Below are 19,806 nucleotides of genomic sequence, written 5' to 3' on the forward strand. Positions count from 1 at the left end.
CTCGCTCCGGGTCCTCTCAAGGGGTCAGGCCAATCCCACGCAATATCACCGACGTCACCGACTGGACCGCCTTCTCGAACTGGAGATCGTCGAGGGGGCGGTCATCATTCAGCAGGCATATCTGGTAATTGAAATCGGCATAATGCTGGGTTGATGCCCAGATCATGTACAGCAGGTACGATGGTTCGACCGGCAGGATACGCCCGTCATCGATCCACTCGCGGATCTTGGCCTCCTTTAGCTTGGCCCACTCGTAGAGATTATCGCGTAACTGCTCCTGCAGGATCGGCGCTCCCTGCATCACCTCCGCGGCCCACACCTTGGAGCCATACGCTCGATCCCGGGAATGGGCCATCTTGGCGCGGATATACGAAGACAGCACGATACGAGGGTCGTCGTAGAGCTCGAAGCACAGCGCGTCCTGCTTCCATACCTCTAGCAATCCAAGCAATACCTCGCGATACAGATCTTCCTTGGTGGCGAAGTAGTAATGCACATTGGATTTGGGGATGTCCGCCAACTGCGCGATTTCACCCATCGATGCCCCGGCGTACCCCTTTTCCGCGAATACTTGCTCGGCTACCAGCAGTATCTTTTCGACGTTGCGTCGACGAATCTCACCCTTCTTCTTCGCCATGCTTCCCTCGTGCCCCGTGGAACAGCAGAAACCGCCGATAGGCATCGGCAGTTCCCAGCTTATCATCTCGGACCACGAGGCGGCGCCTTCCTCGAGCGCAGAAGCTTCACTCGCGAAACACAGCACCATCCAGAAAGACATCAGGGGCCATGGCGATGTCACCTTGACTACCCGGCAGCGACCACGGGTGGTCATGGGCGCCTTCGATACGGCTGTCGATCAAGGGCACGGAAATTCCCAGATCGGCAGCGGCCTGACGATAGAGATCGGGACGCACGCAGCGGGCAATAGCGGCGTCCAGGTCACATTCCTCCGGCAAGTGCTCCCAGCGACGCATCTGCTCCGCGTACCAGCGTGTCTGCGAATACCAGGGGAAATTGGCAGTGTGACGATGGAACAGCGTCGCACCGGGCAAGCGTTCGCCCTCCTGAACATCGGCCGGGTCGCGCATTCCTACCTCCACCACCTGCGGAGGTACATCCAGGTAACCGCCCTCGCACATCAGACGCGCCGCTCCCAGGCGATTACCGGGCTCATCCAGCCAGGCACAGGCACGTAGCAAAGCTCGCAGCAGCGCGAGATGTGTGAGCGGATGCCGCCGAGCCCACTCCTCGCGCACGCCGAAGACTTTTTCCTGGCTTGCGCCCCAGATATCGAAGCTGCCGCATACCATGCGCCCGATGCCTCGATGTTCAGCCAAACTGTTCCAGGGTTCACCGACACAGTATCCGTCCAGCTCGCCGGCTTTTAGCCGCACCGCCATCAATGGCGGCGGCACCACCCGTAGCGCCAGGTCTCGATCAGGATCGATTCCTCCCGCCGCCAGCCAGTAACGCAGCTGATAGCGGTGCGAGGAGAACGGGTAAACATTGGCGAAGCGCAGAGGCTCGGCACCGGCCCGCTCGCGTTCGGCAATGACAGCCGCCAGCGCTTGCGCACTGGCAATGGGATTCTCCAGCCCCTCTGCTGCATAGGCTTCCATCTGACGATACAACGCGGGCGAGACGGTGATCGCGTTGCCGCCTAGGTTGAGCGTCAACGCCGATAGCATCGGGGTCGCCCGACCATCCAACCCCAGGGTCGAGGCCAAGGGCATCAGCGCCAGCATCTGGGCGCCATCGAGCAAGCCGAGCTGCATGGCATCGCGCAGACTGGCCCATGACGTCTCCACATTGAGTGTCACCTCGAGACCCTCGGCAGCGAAGAGGCCGTTCTCCAAGGCTACTACCAAGGGTGCTGCATCATTGAGCGGCAACATGCCCAGGGTCAGGTGCGTGATTTCGGGATTCATCCTTTTCTCCTAGGGTTGGCCGTAGCGGCCAGCAATTCCTGCGCCAACTCATGAATGGTCATGCGTCGATTCATCGCCGTCGAACGCAGATACTGATAGGCGGCCTCTTCTCCAATACCGCGCATTTCCATGATCAGTGCCTTGGCCCGATCGATACTGCGCCGCTGCGCCAGGGTTTCCTGGGTACGCGTCAGTTCTCCCTTGAGGGCACGGTGGGACTCGAAGCTGGTGATGGCGACATTGATCATCGAACGCATCAATGCCGGCTGCACATGATCGACGACATAGGCGCTGACACCGGCCTTGGCAGCCTGGCGGGTCAAGTCTGGGGTTTCCTCCTCGGCCAGCATGATCATTGGCTTGGGATAGCGCCGACCGAGTTGTCCTACGTGTTCCAAGGTATCGCGGCTGGGTAGCGCGGCATCGATGATCACGGCATCCGGCTGCAACCGCTCGACCACGGCATGCAAGTCCTGCTGTTCATCGACGGTGGCCAGGACATCGAACCCCGCCTCTACCAGGGCCTTTTCCAGCACCTGGGAACGCTCGGGTTTGACGTCCACGATCAGCACCCTGATGGTCATTCAGATTCCTCTACTGTAAACACCCTCTGAGCGCGGCGTGCGTAATCACGAAGCGAATTCTGCCTTTCCTTTCATATAAGCAAGAATCACGCCACACAGAGATAGCGCTGTAAGGCGCACGCTTCGCGCCAATCCGAGTAATTATCCGAACCAGGATGCTTTTTCATGGTGCAAACGCCCCCTTCCATGCGCCAAAGCAGCGCCTGCCGACTTTCCCACCTTCCCCACAACCTTCTGATTTTACGCAAGTTAAGAAAATTGGCATGCCAATTGCTCAGTATGAAGCGACATCAAAATTCCCATGACGTGGACCAGGCCCAAGACGGGCACGAGTGCGTCGAACCCTAGACCTTCAATGATGAGGGTCCTCAACTTGTGTTCGACGAGGATTGCCCCATGGAAATTCACAACAAGGCCAACAGGATCCGTCTGTTCAATCTTGAAGACGCCGCAGATGCGCGCCTTCCACTTCTCCTGGTTCGCTTTTCATATCTGCTTCTTTGGCTGGTTCGGGATCGCGCCGCTCATGGCGATAGTGCGCGACGACCTGGGCCTGACCAAGACCCAGATCGGTAATACCATTATCGCTTCAGTTGCCATCACCGTGATCGTGCGCCTGGCGATTGGAGTGCTGTGTGACAAGATCGGGCCACGCAAGGCCTATTCCTGGCTCCTGTGCCTAGGCTCGCTGCCGGTGATGGCCATCGGGCTGGCCTCGAGCTTCGAGACCTTCTTCCTGGCTCGCTTGGCGATCGGTGCCATCGGCGCTTCTTTCGTGATCACCCAATATCACACTTCGGTGATGTTCGCTCCCAACGTGGTCGGGACCGCCAACGCTACCTCGGCGGGCTGGGGCAACCTGGGTGGCGGCACCACACAGATCCTGATGCCGTTGATCTTCTCAGGCATCCTGATGCTGGGCGTCAACGAGGCGCTGGGCTGGCGCCTGGCGATGATGGTGCCCGGTGTGGTGCTATTCCTGGTCGGTATCGCCTATTACTTCTTTACCCAAGATGCCCCGAACGGCAACTTCGACGAACTGCGCGCCCGGGGCGAGTTGCCTGAAGCCAACGGCGATCATGGCATGGGGCAGAGCTTCAAGGCCGCGGCCAAGGACATTCGTGTGTGGGCATTGTTCGTGGTCTATGCCGCCTGTTTCGGTGTCGAACTGACCATCAACAACATCGCCGCCATCTATTTCTTCGACAACTTCGATCTGACACTGGCCACCGCCGGCGTGATCGCTGGCCTGTTCGGCCTGATGAACATCTTTGCCCGTACCCTAGGCGGTGTCTTCTCCGACCTTTTCGCCCGCAATGGCGGCCTCAAGGGCCGGGTGCGCTGGTTGTTCATCGCCATGTTGTGCGAGGGCGTCGCGTTGATGTTCTTCTCACAGATGCATGTCCTGGCCCTGGCCATCGGTATCATGCTGGTCTTCAGCCTGTTCGTGCAGATGGCAGAAGGCGCGACTTTCGGCGTAGTGCCCTTCGTCAATAAGAAAGCCTTGGGCGCGGTCGCCGGTATCGTTGGCGCCGGCGGCAACGCCGGGGCCGTGGCCGCTGGCTTCCTGTTCCGCTCCGAGTCGCTCAGCTATCAACAGGGCCTGTTCTATCTCGGTATCGCGGTGGTGATCGCCTCGCTGTGTGCGCTGGTGGTGCGCTTCTCTCCAGAAGTCGAAGCCGAAGAAGAGGTCGCCTATCGAGAAGCTGCCGGCGACGACTCTCCCGCCCTGTCACTACGTTGAGTGATCGCCTCATGACCGGGCACCCCGGCCATGACAGCCAACGACACGAACCGCCACCCAGCCGGGTGGCAGTTTTTCCATGTCGATGACAGACGGGCTTGGAACGCTATCGACGCCAGATAAGATGGAGTACGGCAGACGACCGAACGGTTACACTATCCTTTCCCTGTCTCGATGAGGATTCGTTCGCTTGTCCTCGCATGCTGACCGCCCTTCCAGTGCCGAAGCTGTTCCTCTGACCGGCTTCTTCGGCGTGTTCCGTTACAGCCGCCGAGCACTCGAGCTGGTATGGGACACCTCCCGATCCCTGACGTTCGGTCTGGCGGTGTGCACCCTGGTCGCTGGGGTATTGCCGGCGGTGGCAGCCTGGATCGGCCAATTGATCGTCGATTCGGTGGTCGCCGCCATGGAAGCCCACCGCGAAATGGGTGAGGCCGCCTTGTGGCCAGTGCTGCGCTACGTCGCCCTGGAAGCTCTGGTGATCGCTCTGATCACCTTGGCCCAACGCGGTCTCTCGGCACAGCAGTCGCTGCTGCGTGCCCTGCTCGGCCAGAAGGTCAATGTGATGATCCTCGAGAAGGCCGGCACCCTGTCGTTGGCCCAATTCGAGGATTCGGAGCTCTACGACAAGCTTACCCGCGCCAGACGAGAGGCATCCTCCCGCCCCTTGGCACTGGTCAACAAGACCTTCTCGCTTTTGCAGAATGCCATCTCGCTGGTGAGCTTCGGCGTACTGTTGGTGCAATTCTCCCCCTGGGCACTCATGATCCTGGTGATTGGTGCCCTGCCGGTATTCGTCTCCGAAGCCAAGTTCTCCGGTGACGCCTTCCGGCTGTTCCGTTGGCGTTCGCCCCAGACTCGGATGCAGATGTATCTGGAAACCGTGCTGGCACGCGAGGACAGCATCAAAGAGGTCAAGCTATTTGGTCTGGGAACGCTGTTCCTCAACCGTTATCGCGCCATCTTCGATGCCCTGTACGGCGAGGACCGACGGCTGACTATTCGCCGCGACACCTGGGGTTTCCTACTCGGGTTATTGGGTACCCTAGCCTTCTACGGTGCCTATGCCTGGGTGGTGATCGAGACGGTGGGTGGCAATCTCACGCTCGGCGAGATGACCATGTACCTGTTGGTCTTCAAGCAAGGACAAGCAGCACTTTCGGCCAGCCTGACGGCGATCAGCGGCATGTACGAGGACAACCTCTACCTGTCGAACCTCTACGAATACCTGGAACAGCCGGTCGAGTCCGACAGCGGAACGCTGACCCAAGGTGCTATCCCAGGCGATGGCATCCGCTTCGAGCATGTCGGCTTCACCTATCCTGGGACCGATACCCCTGTGCTGCACGACATCAACCTACACCTGCGTCCGGGACAGAGCCTGGCACTGGTTGGCGAGAACGGCTCGGGCAAGACTACCCTGATCAAGCTGCTCACCCGCCTCTATCCTCCTCCCACGGGGCGTATCCTGCTCGATGGTAGCGAGCTGCATGAGTGGGATATCCAGACCCTGCGCCGTCGCATCGGGGTGATCTTCCAGGACTTCGTGCGCTACCAACTGCAGGCCGGTGAGAATCTGGGGGTTGGCGATATCGACGCCTTCGAGGACGAGGCCCGCTGGCAGGCGGCAGCACGCAGCGGACTGGCCGACGACTTCATCTCGAGCATGTCGAACGGCTATCGCACCCAACTGGGCCGCTGGTTCAAGAACGGCCAGGAACTCTCCGGCGGACAGTGGCAGAAGATCGCCCTGTCGCGCGCCTACATGCGCGAAGGGGCTGATATCCTGGTACTCGACGAGCCTACCTCATCCATGGATGCCGCCGCCGAAGCCAAGATCTTCGCCCGCTTCCGCGAGCACAGCCACGACAAGATGACCATTCTCATCTCGCACCGCTTCTCCACGGTACGTGCCGCCGACCAGATCCTTGTGATCGATCAAGGGCGAATCGTCGAATACGGAGACCATGACACCCTACTGGCCGAGAACGGCCGCTATGCACACCTGTTCCGACTGCAGGCGCAGGGGTATCAATAACCCAGCTGTTCTCTATCGATCTCCACCTCCATCCCCAACAGCAGGAACGACAATGTCTTGCCGTGGCCATCGAGGTTGAGGGCGCCGTTGACCCCACCCTGCAGCACGTCGTCGATGACGAAGTTCATGCCAGCCAGGTTCGGCATCAAATAGCGACGCACACAGCTGGTGCCACGATGAGCGAGTAGCGCCTGCACGCGTGCCTCAGTGACCTGTTCGACCAAGATTTCATAATGGCGGGGATCATAGGCGAATAGCGACAGGTTGAGCCGGTCACCCTTGTCGCCCGCCCGTGAATGGGCGATTTGATGCAACGGTACGGTTATCCGCTCGGCATAGCGTTCAGCTTGTGACATGGTCATGACTCCTCTGCCCGACCAAGGTAGCGAAGGCCTCTACGTCGGTGCGCTTGACCAGGTAGGACGCCGTGCACACCCGGCGCTGGAAACCACGCCGTACGCCGCCACCACCAGCCGGTCCGGCGCAGTACAGCGCCAGCAGTTCTTGGGTGGCGCGCTCGACCCAGACACGCTCGGTATGCTCGACGGCAAGTCGCAAGCGAAAATCCCCGTCGCCATTCGCCACCGCTGCGCGCTGCATGGCACCATCGTCATCATCGAACACGCTGGCCAAGCCAACGATGTCCAGTCGTTTACGCAACGACGACGGTGCCCGGAAGGTCAGCCGCTCGCGTAACACCCGCGCCGCCAGTTGCGTCCGGGCCAAGGCATTGGGACCGGCGTAGGAGATCTCGGCTTCGCCCTGCCAACCGCCTTCGTAGCAGACCGTGGTCTTGAGCCGATCAGGCGCCGGTTTACCGGCGATGCCCAACACTTCCACACGGTCGGGACCAATCTCGCGTACCGTTACCGCGGAGAGATCGACCACGACATCGGGCGTCAGGTAATTGGCCGGATCGTGGACCTCGTATAGCAACTGCTCCTTGACCGTGCGTTCCGTCACGCAGCCCCCAGTGCCAGGCGGCTTGGTCACCACCAGGCGGCCGTCGGATTCGACCTCGATGACCGGATAGCCGAGCGTTGCCATGCCGGGTACGTCCTTGCAGCCAGGATCGGAGAAATAACCACCGCTGACCTGGGCGCCACACTCGCCGAGATGGCCGGCCATCATCCCGGCGGCCAGGCGATCCCAATCGTCCCAGGCCCAGCCGAAGTGACGCATCAGGGGCGCCAGGAATAGCGCTGGATCCGCCACGCGACCGGTCACTACCACCTCAGCCCCAAGCTCCAAAGCTTGCACCAACGGCTCGGCACCAAGGTAGACATTGGCCGAGATCAACTGCTCAGGAGCCGGCAGGTCACGAGTCTCCGCCTCCCAAGGAGCAAGATCCAGCTCATCCAGACGGGAACGAATATCGTCGCCATGTACCCGAGCGATATGTGCCTCAGGGCGCCCAACGCGATTGGCCAACTCGGTGACCACCTCACACGCCTTGCCTGGATTGGCTGCACCGAAGTTGCCGAGAATCGCGATGCCATGTTCGAGGCAGTCCTTCAGCACCGGTGCCAACAGTTCCTCCAGTAGCGGCTCGTAGCCGGTATCGGGATTCTCGCGCATGGCACGATGAGCCGCTGCCAAGGTACGTTCCCCCAAGGTCTCGAAGATCAACGCAGAAGGTTCCCCACGACGGATGAGTTCGGCCACCACGGGAATCGCCGCGTCGGTGCGGTCTCCCGAGAACCCGGCGCCACTTCCCAGCAGGAATGTCATGAGCGTGTCTCCTTCACTTGGGTGACGCCGGTGCTCGGCAACTCACGCTGGCCAAACGCCGATACCTTGTTTGCCAACCGCCGGTGCCGTGCATACATGACCACCAACACCAGCAATGCCGCCGCTGTGGTCATCCAACCCGGCGTCAGCGCCAGGCCGATCACCACGAGTAAGCCTGCGATATCCAAGACGCGGATCCCGGTAATCGCCACACGGGACATCAACGAGGCGAAGGCCAGCACGAACACCACCCCCTGGCAGATCGCCAGCAGGATATCGGCCCAACCGCCGAATCCCGCCAGGGCCGGATAGATCAACAGCAGGAACGGGATCACATAGATCGCTGCCGCCAGACGCACCGCCTCCCCTGCTGCCGGCAACCAATTGGTACGTGCGATGCCCGAGGCGACGAACACTGCCACGCATACCGGCGGCGTGATCACCGACAGGGTAGCGAAATAGAACACGAACAGGTGGGCAATCAATGGTTCGACACCGATCTCGGTCAATGCCGGCGCCAGTACCGAAGCCACCAGCACATAGGCCGCGGTCGTCGGGATCCCCATGCCCAGGATCAGGCACACGCCGCCCACTATGAAGGCCACCAGGAACATCGACTGTCCGCCGATATCGACGATCAGGCTGGCCAGCGTCACACCGATGCCGGTCATACCGATCATCGCCACCAGGATCTGTGCACCGGCCAGCAATACACCAATGATCACCATGCCCTTACCGGCATCGATCAGGCCCGACAGCAGCCTGCCAATAATCGTGCGAGCCGGGGTTTTCGCCAGTAGCGCAAAAGGCACGAAGGTCAAGGTGGTCATCAGGATGCCGTAGAAGGCCGCCGTCTGGATCGAACGTCCAGAGAGCACTCCGTAGAAGAGCCCTCCCAACGCCGCGAGGATCGGTACTATGCGCTCGGGCCGCAACACCGCAGGCCAGGAAGGCAATTCATCGTCAGGCACCACCTGAAGGTTACGCCGCCCCGCGACCAGATGAATGGTCAGGAATACGCCCAAGTAGAAGAGAATCGCCGGCAGTAAAGCGGCGAGTGCAATGCGCACATAACTCTCGCCCAGGATCTCGGCCATGATGAAGGCCGCGGCACCAAGGATCGGCGGGGCAATCTGGCCACCGGTGGATGCCACCGCCTCGACGCCCGATGCGAAGGGAGCGGGGTAATTCAGGCGCTTCATCATCGGGATAGTGAAGTTGCCGGTGGTAGCCACGTTGGCCACCGCACTTCCGCTGACCATGCCGAACAGTCCCGATGCTACGGTAGCGACCTTGGCGGCCCCTCCTGGTGAACGGCCACTGATACGCAGTGCCAGATCCATGAAGGTCTGGCCACCACCGGTATGCAGCAGCAAACAACCGAACAATACAAAGGCGGCGATGGTGGTGGCGGCCACGCCGACCAACATGCCCCATACCCCCAGATCGCCGAGATAGATCGTTTCGGTGATGTAGTAGACATCGAAGCCGCGATGACCCAATGGCCCTGGAATGGCCGCCCCGAAATAGGCATAGGCCAGCCCCGCCACTACCAGCAGCGGGAAGATCATGCCGATGGCACGCCGAGAAAGCTCGAGTATCGTCACCAGCAGCACACCGGTCAGCAACATGTCGCGGGGAGTCGCCCAAGGCAGCTCGACCAGAATCCGCTCATGGTTCATGGCCACATAGCTGCAGGCCAGCACCACGCCCACCGCCAGTGTCAGGTCCACCGCGATGCCTAGCGGCCGCCAACGCGTGCCGGCCGCCAACGGATACACGGTCAGCCCGAGCAGAATCACCAGCGCGAGGAAAATCGCACGCTGGACCAGGCTTTCGAAGGGACCGGTAGCTGAGGTGTAGAGAATCAGTCCACCCAGCGCCAGGGCCAGCACCTTGGTCAGGTTCTCACGCATGAGATTGTCCTCGTCACTCGGCAGGCTGCAGTGCGTCGGGGATCTCCATTCCCTGTTCTTCGTAGTAACGGGCGGCGCCGGCATGCAATGGCACGGTACCAACCTCGAGTGTCATGCGTGCCAGGTCGGCACCCTTGACCGCAGCAAACGCATTGGCCTGCGGCTCCGGGTTCTCCATCACCGCCTTGACGATCTGGTAGACGGTTTCTTCGTCGAGATCAGGGTGGGCGTGCACGGCCACGCCGAACGCCCAAGTGGTGTAGGCAGGCACGCCGTCGGCGGCGCCTTCGGGGATATCGACGACCGCGAGATCCGGCATCTGCTCACGCAAGGTGGCAGCCTGTTCATCGCTGAGCGACAGCACCTCGATCGGAGTGAAGGTGGCGATATCCAGAGTCGAGCCGTCGAGGCGATTACCAACGCCGGATTTCACGTAACCGGCAATCCGGCCATCCTTGATCGAATCGACCACGTCGGTGGTGGAGCCGCGTACATAGTCGGGAGAAATGCCGAGCGTGTTCATTACCGCCTCGGTGGTGCTCTCGGTAGCCGAGCCGGTGATGCCCGGGTTAAGGCGTACCCCCTCGAGACCTTCCAGGGTGGTGACCCCAGCATCCTCGCGCATCACCACGTTCTGCGGCGCCACGGTGTAGACCCACAGCAGCCGGCTATCGACGGGGCGGCCTTCAAAGTCGCCCTGCCCATCATAAGCGTGATAGCCAGTATTGGTAGTCACCAGCCCCAGGTCGATCTGGCCACGGCTAAGACGCCGCAGATTGTCCACGGTGGCGCCGGTCTCAGCCACCGAGGAACTGATACCGTCGACTTGATTGTTGAGGATCTGATTGACGGCCACGAAGTAGCCGTAGTGGCTCGAGGAGCTCGAAGTCGAACCGATCAGCAGGCGCTCCTGAGCCTGAACGGCGGTGGTCGCGGCGAACATGGCCAGGCTCGTCGCCACGGCGGTGAACAGCGTCTTCTTCATGGTTGGCTCCAATGGCCCGGGTAGCTGGGCCTGTGTTGTGTTGTTATGGATCGTTGCAATGGATTGTCGTTGTCATCCGACGCCGACGTATGGCGCCGCTCACTTTGCATGGTCGTCACCTGGGATTATTTTGTACATTGAATAGTTTTTAACTTTCGTTATATTTTCTAAATGAATCCCAGCATCAAGCAGCTCAGGGCCTTCGTTGCCGTCGCCCACTCACGTAGCCTCGCCGAGGCCAGCGAGCGTATTCATCTGTCGCAACCGGCACTATCCATCGCCATTCGCAAACTCGAAGAGACAGTAGGCGGCCCGCTGTTCGCACGCACCACGCGCCAGCTTTCACTGACCCCGGAAGGCGAGGCCTTCCTGCCGGTGGCAATCCGTCTGCTCAACGATTGGACCGAGGCCTTCGAGGATCTCGGCGAGCTGTTCTCCAAGCAGCGCGGCAAGATCACCCTGGCCGCCCTGCCGACCCTGGCTGCAGGACTGCTGCCGGGGATCATCGCTACCTTTCGCGAACATCACCCACGCATCAACCTGAGCCTGCACGACGTACTGGCCGAGCAGGTCAATCAACTGGTTCGCGAAGGACGTGCCGATCTGGGATTTTCAGTGCCACCCTTTGAGTCGGAAGACCTGGCTTTCGAGCCATTGCTAGTCGACCGTTACGTGGCGGTCTGCCCGTTGGGGCATCCATTGCTGGAACAGCGTCGGGTGAAGTGGGAACAATTGACCGGTCACCCTTTCATCGGCATCAATCGGCTGTCCAGCTCACGCCAGGACATCGACCGCATCATGGCCGAGGTCGGCAAGCCGCTCGACATCCTCTGTGATGTCAGCCAGATCGCCACCGTAGGCCGCATGGTGGCGGCCGGCATCGGTATCAGCGTGTTACCGGCATTGAGCTTCCGTCAGATCGCTGCCGATGGCATCGGCTATCGGCCGCTGGTCACGCCCACCATCGACCGGGAACTGGGCATCGTCATGCGCCGACGCCATCCTCTCTCGGCGGCTGCCAGCGCCTTGCTGGAAGTGATTCGGTCAGCGAACGCCACCAAGCCGACCAAGTGACGTGAGCACCTACTTAACGGGCCTCGCTTATTTCCTGGAGTACTGGACGGTTGCCATTGAGCAATTTCAGTCAGGAGCTACCGACACCGGTCGGTCATAGTAGGCCCCGATTGAGGAGGTGTTGCAGTGAATGGAACGAAGGAAGCGGCGTACGCGCAACGGTTCAACCGGGTATTCGCCTACATAGACGAACATCTTTCCGAGGATCTTTCCCTGGAATGTCTGAGCGGAGTGGCGAACTTTTCGAAGTTTCACTTCCACCGCCAGTTCTCGCAGTATGCGGGCATCAGCGTCACGCGCTATACCCAGCTGATGCGGTTGCGTCGGGCGTCCTACCGACTGGCCTTCGAGGATGACACGCCGATTATCGAGATCGCCCTGGAGGCGTGCTTCGAGAACCCGGAGTCCTTCTCACGGGCCTTCAAGAATGCCTTTGGCCAGACACCGTCTCAATTCCGCAAGGCCCCGGCCTGGCAGCCGTGGCACAAACAGTATCAACTGCCCAAGAGAGAGCGGAGACTGCCCATGGATGTGACCATCATCGACTTCCCGGAAACCCGCGTGGCGGCACTCGAACACCGCGGCGCCCCGGCATTGGTTAACGAATCGGCCAAAAAATTCATAGACTGGCGCAAGCTAAGCGGCCATTCACCCGTGGCCACCAGCGAGACCTTTGGCCTTGCCTACGACGACCCGGCGACAACGCCTGCGGAACAGTTCCGCTTTGATATCTGCGGTTCGGTGTCGGATCCAGTCCCCGACAACGATCATGGCATCGTCAACAAAACCATCCCGGCTGGCCGTTGCGCCGTAGTGCGGCACTTAGGGACCCACGACCGCCTCAGCGACGCGGCTTACTATCTGTATCGGCAATGGCTACCGGAAAGCGGCGAAGAGTTGCGGGACTTCCCGTTATTCTTCCACTACCGGAATTTGATGCCTGAAACGCCGGAGCATGAATTGGTGACGGATGTTTGCTTGCCGTTGGTTTAAGGGGGTATCCGCCTCCCGCTGTGTCCGCGTGAAGGATACTGGCATAACCAATATCTCCATATGCTGATATAGGTGTGTTAGGCCATACTACGAGTCCGCCAGAAATGTGAAAATCATCTCATGGCGACCCGTGTATTGTCTGCCTAACACACCCCCGACTGGAGGGAACCATGTCAACCACCAACGAATATCGCGGCCGCTGCTTGTGCGGTGCCGTAAGTCTGACAGTCAAAGCCGACAACCACGATGTGGGAGCTTGCCATTGCAACATGTGCCAAACCTGGGGCGGCGGCCCGCTGCTGGCCCTGGAGTCGGTCAAGGAAGTGAAGATCGACGGTGAGGGTGAGGTCACAGTGTTCCAGTCATCGGATTGGGCCGAGCGCGGCTTCTGCCGCCAGTGTGGCACCCACCTGTTCTACCGCCTCAGGGATGGCAACCACTACGCGGTCCCGGTTGGCCTGGTCGATAGAGGTGAGCCTTGGAACTTCACTGCGCAGATCTTCATCGACGAGAAGCCGGCCTTCTACGATTTCGCCAACCAGACCAAGAACATGACCGGTCAGGAAGTGTTCGAGGCTTTCACGGGCAAGGCCTGACACGCGTTGCAGAACCGGCTCAATACCTCATCTACCTCAGTCATGATGACACAGGAGGCTGCCCATGCCCGATACCCCGGTCGACAACCCTCTGACGCTGCACTTCGGGCGGGAGGAACTGATCATTCGCCGCCGCTACGAGACGCTCAGCATCATCAATGACTTCCTGATTGCCATCTGGTTTTTGGCGGGCAGCATCCTGTTTCTTTATCCGAGCATGGAGAAGATCGGAATATGGCTGTTCATCGTCGGCAGCTTTCAGTTCCTGATCCGTCCAACGATTCGTCTGGCCAGCCATGTGCACCTCAAGAGAGTGCCGGCAACTCATTGGGAAAGTTAGCAAGCGACTCGTCGGCAAGGTTCGCCTTTACTTTGCTACAGTGACGGATGGCCGACTTGGCTCGGTCAAGCCACTCATTCTTGTTCAGATAACAGGACGTTACGTATGACCATCTCCGTAGGCGACAGAATTCCCGATGTGACCATCAAGACCAATGGGGTCGATGGTCCGGAGAGTATTTCCACCGCTGAGTTGTTCGCCGGTAAGCGCGTCGTACTGTTCGCGGTACCCGGTGCCTTCACTCCCGGCTGTTCCAATACCCATATGCCAGGCTTCGTGATCAAGGTCGACGATATCCTGGCCAAAGGTGTAGACACCATCGCCTGCATGGCGGTCAACGATGCCTTCGTGATGGATGCCTGGCAGAAGCAACAAAACGCCGAAAAGATCAAGATGCTGGCCGATGGCAATGCCGAGTTCGCCAAGGCATTGGGACTCGATATGGATGCCAGCGGTGGTGGCATGGGCACTCGCAGCAAACGCTTCGCACTGATCGCCACTAACGGTGTGGTGGAGTATCTTGGCATCGATACCAAGGGGGTGGATCAGAGCAGTGCCAACACCGTGCTTGAACAGCTTTGAAGAACCTCTGGTATCCAGCCGGCGTTTGACGCCGGCTATTTCCGTCGCGCCATGCATTAGGACACTTGTCTCATGGAAATAACAGCAATCACGGCAGACGACTTCAGACGTTTCTGGCCCACCTTCAAAGCCGTGGTAGAAGCCCAGGAAACCTATGCCTTCGATCCCGATATCGGCTACGAGGATGCCTACACCCTTTGGTGCGAACTCCCACAGTTCACGTTCGTCGCCAAGGAAAACGGCAAGATATTGGGCTCATATTTCCTGAAACCCAATGCGGCAGGTCCCGGTAATCATGTCTGCAACTGTGGCTACATAGTCGCGCCCGAGGCACGCGGCAAAGGCGTCGCCAGGGCAATGTGCCGGCACTCTCAAGACCAAGCCATCGAGGCAGGCTACCTCGCCATGCAGTTCAATGCCGTAGTGTCGACCAATGAAACCGCCATCAAGCTGTGGCAGTCGCTGGGATACGAGATCATCGGCACCGTTCCCAACGGCTATCGCCACAAGCGGCTAGGGCTCGTGGATACCTACATCATGCATAAACAATTACGCCGGCAAGTTCCTTGAGAAGGCACTTCAGGAAGTCTCGTCAAGAATCACCGGCAGGATGGCCTGAGGATGACGAGGCAGGTTGGACCACCTAGCCTGTCGTACTCCTTCAATGCCCATCCGACAACCCGAGTTCCTCGCGTCCTGTGCGATCCCCGATAAAGTGGGCGCACGTCATCCACTTCAAGGCCTACGTGTTGGGCTACGCTATGCAGTCTGTCCGCCCCAAGGTGTGCCACCACCGGATTGGCACTCCAGCGCAACGCACTGCGGGAAAGGCGTGCATGGGGGGCCGTTGGCGAGATCGCCACGACGGCAATCCGACTGCCATCGTGCGCTCGTGACGATACTGCCCTCAAGGCAATGTAGGGATCGGCCATATGCTCCAGCGAGCCGACGAATAGAATGACATCGAAGTTCTCGAGGTCATGGTCCGGGAGGTGCTCAGCGGATAACGTATGGAAGGCCAGATTATCGAGGCCAGCGGTGCGGCGGCGAGCAAGGTCGATGGCGCTTTCGCACCTATCGATGCCGACACCGAAACGGATCTCAGGCGCCAGAGCCGCCAGCAGTGCGCCCGAACCGCAGCCGACGTCCAGCACGCGCGCCGCGCCTTGGACGTGACATAGCTCCACGATGGCTTCACGTGTCGCCTCAAAGGTACCGCAATTGATCATGACGCACCGTTCACAGCTGCTAGTCTGCCCGCATTAATCCAACCCTGAAAACTCAGTCATCCGAGGGTAACGATCTCAAACTAGAGTATATGAATGTTCTCTGGGTGCTTCAGAACCGCATACACATGCCCCGGCATGATGCACCGCGGTATAGAAAGGCGTCTATTGGTGCAGGGAAACCTTGATATTGCGCCCCCATCATTCGCACATGACGGCAAAAACCAACCTAACCCACTGATTTTCAATGGATTTCGATAAGTTGGCGTGATTTTCGAATGGTATTAGGCACGTAAACACCAAGCACGGCTTGGTCGAATAGAGAGGATCAGCTTGGAAACTTGCCCAAATTTCAATGTCGCTACGCTGTAGCGATAAACCGAGTGAGCTGGCGTGCTCCCCTGTCCCCTTCGGGGGACTTTTTTATTGGTGCGGATTTATTGTAATTGTAAGAATCGTACCGCAAAACGATGCATACATCGGGTATGCAGTTTCAAGCGTGTAAGGCGCCGGTGCAACCCTACCTTCGTTTAATGAAGCCCCAAACATGCTGTAGAAACCACTAGCCTGATCGAATCATCTATCGGACAGGTGCACTACGCTGCATACGAGCCTGTAAGGCCGTATTGCAGCGATCGTCAGCCTGAATCCGATGAAGGGTACGTCCACCAGCCAATTGGCCGCAGAGATGGAATCTGCGCTATAACCATCGAAGGTGATAATGAAAGACCAGAACGTCGGGCTTCTTCGATAAGACCGGTAAACCGGCAGGGGACATATGAAGACGGCCGGTACACTTCATTCTGGGCGGGCGTCTTTTCAGCGAAAGGCATGGGCGGACGCCTACGCCAAACTGTCCAGTACCACACAGGGCACACCGCTGGATTTGGCCGACCTCGAGCGGCTCGCCACTGCCGCCTATCTGGTAGGCAAGGATACCGAGAGCCACGATCTTTGGAGACACACTCACCACGACGCTCTCGCGGCGGGTGATATTACGCGTGCTGCCCGGTGTGCTTTCTGGCTGGGCTTCGTATTGCTGATGAGTGGCGAAAAGGCGCGAGGCGGTGCCTGGATCGCCAGGGCCCGTCGGCTCCTGGAAGAGGAAGGGCTCGACTGCGTGGAAGCTGGCTACGTGATGGTCCCCGACGCGCTTCAGAGTCTTGGCAGGGGTGACCACGCACAAGCCTATGCCATCTTCAGTCAGGTAGGTGAATCCGGTAGGCGCTTTGGAGATCCGAATCTGCTGGCCATATCCTGCCTCGGCCGAGGTCAGTCTCTGATCGAAGCGGGCAGAATCCAGGAAGGAACAACCCTGTTGGACGAAGCCATGGTGGCTATGGAAGCCGGTGAGCTTTCTCCTTTGGCAGCGGGAATCATCTATTGCGGCGTAATCGAGACGTGCCAGCAGATTTTCGATCTGCGTCGGGCGCAGGAATGGACAGCGGCGCTGACACAGTGGTGTGAATCCCAGCCGGACCTGGTCCCCTATCGTGGACGATGCCTGGTGCACCGTGCCGAGATCATGCAGTTGCACGGTGCCTGGCTGGAAGCCATGGACGAAGCGGAGAAAGCCTGCCATCAGCTATGTCTTCGGCCCGGAGAGGCCGCCACCGGCTATGCCTTCTACTTATGTGCCGAACTTCATCGTCTACGTGGCGAGTACACCAAAGCCAAGCAAGCGTACGATCAGGCCAGCAGATGGGGGTATACGCTTCATCCCGGCCTGGCCCTGCTGCGACTGGCCCAGGGCCAAGTCGCCGTCGCCGAAGCTGCAATTCGACGGATCGTTGATGAGGCAACCGATCGGACGACCCGCACCGGCATTCTTCCCGCCTATATCGAAATCATGCTCAGCGTGGGAGATGTGCCGGCGGCTCGTGCCGGCGCTGATGAACTTTCCAGGATCGCCGCAACTCTCGATGCCCCTCTCCTGTGGGCCCTAACGACCGGCGCGCAGGGTGCTATCCTGCTTGCCGAAGATGAGCCCCTGGCGGCCCTGGAACCGCTGCGTCAGGCATCTAGGATTTGGGAAAAACTCGAAGCTCCGTATGAATTGGCCCGCATCCGAATTCTCATCGGACTCGCCTGCCACCGACTAGGCGACGACGACGCGACCAGGATGGAGTTCGACGCAGCGCATTGGAACCTCCAGCACCTGGGAGCCGCAGCGGAGTTGTCTCGCCTCGAGACTCTCTCCCCCCTCGACGCTTCCGACAATCGCCACCACCTGACGCGTCGCGAAATCCAGGTGCTCCGGTTAATCGCCTCAGGCAAGACCAACAAGGCGATTGCCATCGAACTCTCCTTGAGCGAGCGTACGATCGACCGCCACGTCAGTAACATCCTCGCCAAGCTCAACATGCCTTCGCGGGCCGCCGCCGCGGCCTATGCAGGCCATCACAACCTCTTCTAGGCTTTATCCGAAAACTATCTACGCTTGCCCATACTGCGTTAAAAATCAGCTCAAAGACCTCATTTACACCCACGTAAACTCCGTCCTTTTCGCTGATTTTTGCCTTGTCCGGCCATCGCTCGACGCCTTTTCGGACAAAGCCTGATCCATGGCTGGCGGAAACTACCCATAACGCTATGTGAAGCCATTGGGTAGCATCGCCGATGCGCTGCCCTGGCTTCCTGTCCCAAGCTTGACATGTGGAACATGTTTCCTGGGACAGGAGATCTGCCATGACCGTCAACATCAGCAGCATTCGGCAACTTCGAGAACGTTTACAAGGACAGCTCTTCCAACCGGGGACCGACGAGTATGACGATGCTCGTAAAGTCTTCAACGCGATGATAGATCGACGTCCTGCCCTGATCGCGCGGTGTGTGGATGTGGCGGACGCGATCGCAGCCGTCCACTTCGCCCGTGAAATGGACCTGCCGATAGCCGTGCGCGGCGGCGGCCACAGTGTGATAGGCAGCGCCGTATGTGATGAAGGCCTGGTCATCGACCTATCGGAGATGACGGACGTTCAGGTCGATCCGATTACACGTACCGCCCACGCCGCAGGCGGCACCACATGGGGTGGCTTCGACCGTGCAACCCAAGCCTATGACTTGGCCACCACTGGCGGGATCGTTCCTAGCACCGGGGTAGGAGGGCTCACTTTGGGGGGTGGCATCGGGCATCTCAATCGCAAGTTTGGTCTCGCCTGCGACAACTTGTTATCCGCCGATGTGGTGACTGCGGACGGCAGGCTCGTGACCGCTAGTGCCAACGAGAACGAGGATCTATTCTGGGGCCTGCGTGGCGGTGGCGGTAATTTCGGCGTAGTGACGTCTTTCGAGTATCAGCTTCATCCCGTGGGGCCTGTGCTCGGAGGCGAAATCATCTTCCCATTGGACCAGGCTAAGACAGCATTGCGATTCTACCGTGACTGGTCGACTGACGCCCCAGATGAACTGCGCGTGGATGCAGCCCTCGTTTCGACACTTGACGGGCCGGGGCTTTCGTTCGAGGTCTGCTATTGCGGAGAGATCGACACTGGCGAAAAGGTGCTGCGCCCTCTGCGGCAACTCGGTTCCCCCAGGCTTGATACTATCGATTCCGTCCCGTACGAGACGGTCCAGAACTTGCTAACGGACGTTTTTCAGCCGGGCATGCGCCACTACTGGAAAAGCGGCTTCGTACGCGAATTCAGCGACGACTTCATCGAAGCGCTCCTGGACTTCTTCGTCGCCGACATGCCTGCGCCATTTGCCGCGATCGCCATCGAACACCTGGGGGGAGCAGTCAGTCGCGTGGGAGCCTGGGACACCGCTTTCGGTCACCGGCAAGCTCAGCACAGCGTCCTGATATTACGGATGTGGCAGAATCCCGCAGACTCCGATGCCAACATCCAATGGGGCCGAAAGTGCTACAGCGTTGTGGAGCCCTTTCTGGAGAGCGGGGCATACGTCAACTACCTGGGTGAGGAAGGCGAGGCCAGGGTCAGGTCTGCCTATGGGGCCAACTATGAGCGGCTGGCCGCCCTGAAGAGTAAGTACGATCCCACGAACGTCTTCCGTTTCAACCAGAACATCAAGCCGGCATCCAGCACAGCGTGATCACCCTCGCACCGTG

The 19,806-nt window shown here is 59.5% G+C and carries 17 protein-coding genes and 1 pseudogene; 10 read left to right on the forward strand and 8 right to left on the reverse strand.

Annotated features, from left to right (window positions below; all coding sequences use genetic code 11):
- Positions 1-16: 16 nt before the first annotated feature.
- From L861_RS08825 to L861_RS08835, 3 genes are all read right to left on the reverse strand, one after another.
- A complete protein-coding gene (locus L861_RS08825; protein WP_027947506.1) occupies positions 17-637 on the reverse strand; it encodes a TetR/AcrR family transcriptional regulator in 621 nt (206 codons plus the stop codon).
- A gap of 106 nt (positions 638-743) precedes the next feature.
- Positions 744-1,928, reverse strand: coding sequence for a CmpA/NrtA family ABC transporter substrate-binding protein (locus L861_RS08830; RefSeq protein WP_016416719.1), 1,185 nt, complete (start codon positions 1,926-1,928; stop codon positions 744-746).
- Positions 1,925-2,512 (reverse strand): ANTAR domain-containing response regulator, encoded by a 588-nt coding sequence (locus L861_RS08835; RefSeq protein ID WP_016416720.1) that lies wholly within the window; start codon positions 2,510-2,512, stop codon positions 1,925-1,927. The genes L861_RS08830 and L861_RS08835 overlap by 4 nt, the downstream gene beginning before the upstream one ends.
- 396 nt (positions 2,513-2,908) lie before the next feature.
- On the opposite strand from L861_RS08835, the pseudogene L861_RS08840 reads away from it, so the two are divergent.
- Both L861_RS08840 and L861_RS08845 read left to right on the forward strand, forming a co-directional pair.
- A pseudogene (locus tag L861_RS08840) lies at positions 2,909-4,256 on the forward strand (MFS transporter).
- A 190-nt stretch (positions 4,257-4,446) separates the two neighbouring features.
- Positions 4,447-6,294 (forward strand): ABC transporter ATP-binding protein, encoded by a 1,848-nt coding sequence (locus tag L861_RS08845; RefSeq protein WP_016416722.1) that lies wholly within the window; start codon positions 4,447-4,449, stop codon positions 6,292-6,294.
- Here L861_RS08845 and L861_RS08850 read toward each other — a convergent pair.
- The 4 genes from L861_RS08850 to L861_RS08865 are packed head-to-tail and all read right to left on the reverse strand — an operon-like array spanning position 6,288 to position 10,926.
- Positions 6,288-6,650, reverse strand: coding sequence for an AtuA-related protein (locus tag L861_RS08850; RefSeq protein ID WP_016416723.1), 363 nt, complete (start codon positions 6,648-6,650; stop codon positions 6,288-6,290). The genes L861_RS08845 and L861_RS08850 overlap by 7 nt on opposite strands.
- The gene (locus tag L861_RS08855; RefSeq protein WP_016416724.1) at positions 6,637-8,025 is read right to left on the reverse strand and encodes an acyclic terpene utilization AtuA family protein; all 1,389 of its coding nucleotides are present in this window, start codon (positions 8,023-8,025) and stop codon (positions 6,637-6,639) included. Before L861_RS08855 ends, L861_RS08850 begins: the two co-directional genes overlap by 14 nt.
- On the reverse strand, positions 8,022-9,941 hold the full coding sequence (locus L861_RS08860; protein WP_016416725.1) for a TRAP transporter permease: 1,920 nt from the start codon (positions 9,939-9,941) through the stop codon (positions 8,022-8,024). Before L861_RS08860 ends, L861_RS08855 begins: the two co-directional genes overlap by 4 nt.
- A 13-nt stretch (positions 9,942-9,954) precedes the next feature.
- On the reverse strand, positions 9,955-10,926 hold the full coding sequence (locus tag L861_RS08865) for a TAXI family TRAP transporter solute-binding subunit (protein ID WP_016416726.1): 972 nt from the start codon (positions 10,924-10,926) through the stop codon (positions 9,955-9,957).
- Positions 10,927-11,097: 171 nt separating this feature from the next.
- Here L861_RS08865 and L861_RS08870 point away from each other — a divergent pair, with 171 nt between their 5' ends.
- The 6 genes from L861_RS08870 (at position 11,098) to L861_RS08895 (ending at position 15,081) form a co-directional block, all read left to right on the forward strand.
- On the forward strand, positions 11,098-12,000 hold the full coding sequence (locus tag L861_RS08870) for a LysR family transcriptional regulator (protein ID WP_016416727.1): 903 nt from the start codon (positions 11,098-11,100) through the stop codon (positions 11,998-12,000).
- Positions 12,001-12,126: 126 nt separating this feature from the next.
- On the forward strand, positions 12,127-12,993 hold the full coding sequence (locus L861_RS08875; protein WP_016416728.1) for an AraC family transcriptional regulator: 867 nt from the start codon (positions 12,127-12,129) through the stop codon (positions 12,991-12,993).
- Between the two features lie 170 nt (positions 12,994-13,163).
- Positions 13,164-13,589, forward strand: a complete 426-nt coding sequence (locus L861_RS08880; protein ID WP_016416729.1) for a GFA family protein — start codon at positions 13,164-13,166, stop codon at positions 13,587-13,589.
- A 64-nt stretch (positions 13,590-13,653) separates the two neighbouring features.
- Entirely contained in the window at positions 13,654-13,929 is a 276-nt protein-coding gene (locus L861_RS08885) for a YrhK family protein (RefSeq protein ID WP_016416730.1), read from the forward strand.
- 105 nt (positions 13,930-14,034) lie between these two features.
- Complete coding sequence (locus L861_RS08890; RefSeq protein ID WP_016416731.1) at positions 14,035-14,511, forward strand: peroxiredoxin; 477 nt, start codon at positions 14,035-14,037, stop codon at positions 14,509-14,511.
- A gap of 72 nt (positions 14,512-14,583) precedes the next feature.
- Positions 14,584-15,081, forward strand: coding sequence for a GNAT family N-acetyltransferase (locus L861_RS08895; protein WP_016416732.1), 498 nt, complete (start codon positions 14,584-14,586; stop codon positions 15,079-15,081).
- 29 nt (positions 15,082-15,110) lie between these two features.
- On the opposite strand, the gene L861_RS23610 is transcribed toward L861_RS08895, so the two are convergent.
- Positions 15,111-15,740, reverse strand: coding sequence for a class I SAM-dependent methyltransferase (locus L861_RS23610; RefSeq protein ID WP_016416733.1), 630 nt, complete (start codon positions 15,738-15,740; stop codon positions 15,111-15,113).
- A 775-nt stretch (positions 15,741-16,515) separates the two neighbouring features.
- Here L861_RS23610 and L861_RS08905 point away from each other — a divergent pair.
- Together L861_RS08905 and L861_RS08910 are read left to right on the forward strand one after the other, a co-directional pair.
- Positions 16,516-18,153, forward strand: a complete 1,638-nt coding sequence (locus tag L861_RS08905) for a helix-turn-helix transcriptional regulator (protein ID WP_016416734.1) — start codon at positions 16,516-16,518, stop codon at positions 18,151-18,153.
- Between the two features lie 272 nt (positions 18,154-18,425).
- Complete coding sequence (locus L861_RS08910) at positions 18,426-19,790, forward strand: FAD-binding oxidoreductase (RefSeq protein WP_016416735.1); 1,365 nt, start codon at positions 18,426-18,428, stop codon at positions 19,788-19,790.
- The last annotated feature ends 16 nt before the right edge of the window (positions 19,791-19,806 follow it).

Source organism: Litchfieldella anticariensis FP35 = DSM 16096, assembly GCF_000409775.1.
GTDB classification, from domain to species: domain Bacteria; phylum Pseudomonadota; class Gammaproteobacteria; order Pseudomonadales; family Halomonadaceae; genus Litchfieldella; species Litchfieldella anticariensis.

Coding starts and splice junctions, on each gene's coding strand:
- L861_RS08885 (WP_016416730.1), top strand. CDS start 13,654: ATGCCCGATACCCCGGTCGACAACCCTCTGACGCTGCACTTCGGGCGG.
- L861_RS08830 (WP_016416719.1), bottom strand. CDS start 1,928: ATGAATCCCGAAATCACGCACCTGACCCTGGGCATGTTGCCGCTCAAT.
- L861_RS23610 (WP_016416733.1), bottom strand. CDS start 15,740: ATGATCAATTGCGGTACCTTTGAGGCGACACGTGAAGCCATCGTGGAG.
- L861_RS08825 (WP_027947506.1), bottom strand. CDS start 637: ATGGCGAAGAAGAAGGGTGAGATTCGTCGACGCAACGTCGAAAAGATA.
- L861_RS08895 (WP_016416732.1), top strand. CDS start 14,584: ATGGAAATAACAGCAATCACGGCAGACGACTTCAGACGTTTCTGGCCC.
- L861_RS08835 (WP_016416720.1), bottom strand. CDS start 2,512: ATGACCATCAGGGTGCTGATCGTGGACGTCAAACCCGAGCGTTCCCAG.
- L861_RS08910 (WP_016416735.1), top strand. CDS start 18,426: ATGACCGTCAACATCAGCAGCATTCGGCAACTTCGAGAACGTTTACAA.
- L861_RS08905 (WP_016416734.1), top strand. CDS start 16,516: ATGAAGACGGCCGGTACACTTCATTCTGGGCGGGCGTCTTTTCAGCGA.
- L861_RS08890 (WP_016416731.1), top strand. CDS start 14,035: ATGACCATCTCCGTAGGCGACAGAATTCCCGATGTGACCATCAAGACC.
- L861_RS08850 (WP_016416723.1), bottom strand. CDS start 6,650: ATGTCACAAGCTGAACGCTATGCCGAGCGGATAACCGTACCGTTGCAT.
- L861_RS08855 (WP_016416724.1), bottom strand. CDS start 8,025: ATGACATTCCTGCTGGGAAGTGGCGCCGGGTTCTCGGGAGACCGCACC.
- L861_RS08865 (WP_016416726.1), bottom strand. CDS start 10,926: ATGAAGAAGACGCTGTTCACCGCCGTGGCGACGAGCCTGGCCATGTTC.
- L861_RS08880 (WP_016416729.1), top strand. CDS start 13,164: ATGTCAACCACCAACGAATATCGCGGCCGCTGCTTGTGCGGTGCCGTA.
- L861_RS08860 (WP_016416725.1), bottom strand. CDS start 9,941: ATGCGTGAGAACCTGACCAAGGTGCTGGCCCTGGCGCTGGGTGGACTG.
- L861_RS08870 (WP_016416727.1), top strand. CDS start 11,098: ATGAATCCCAGCATCAAGCAGCTCAGGGCCTTCGTTGCCGTCGCCCAC.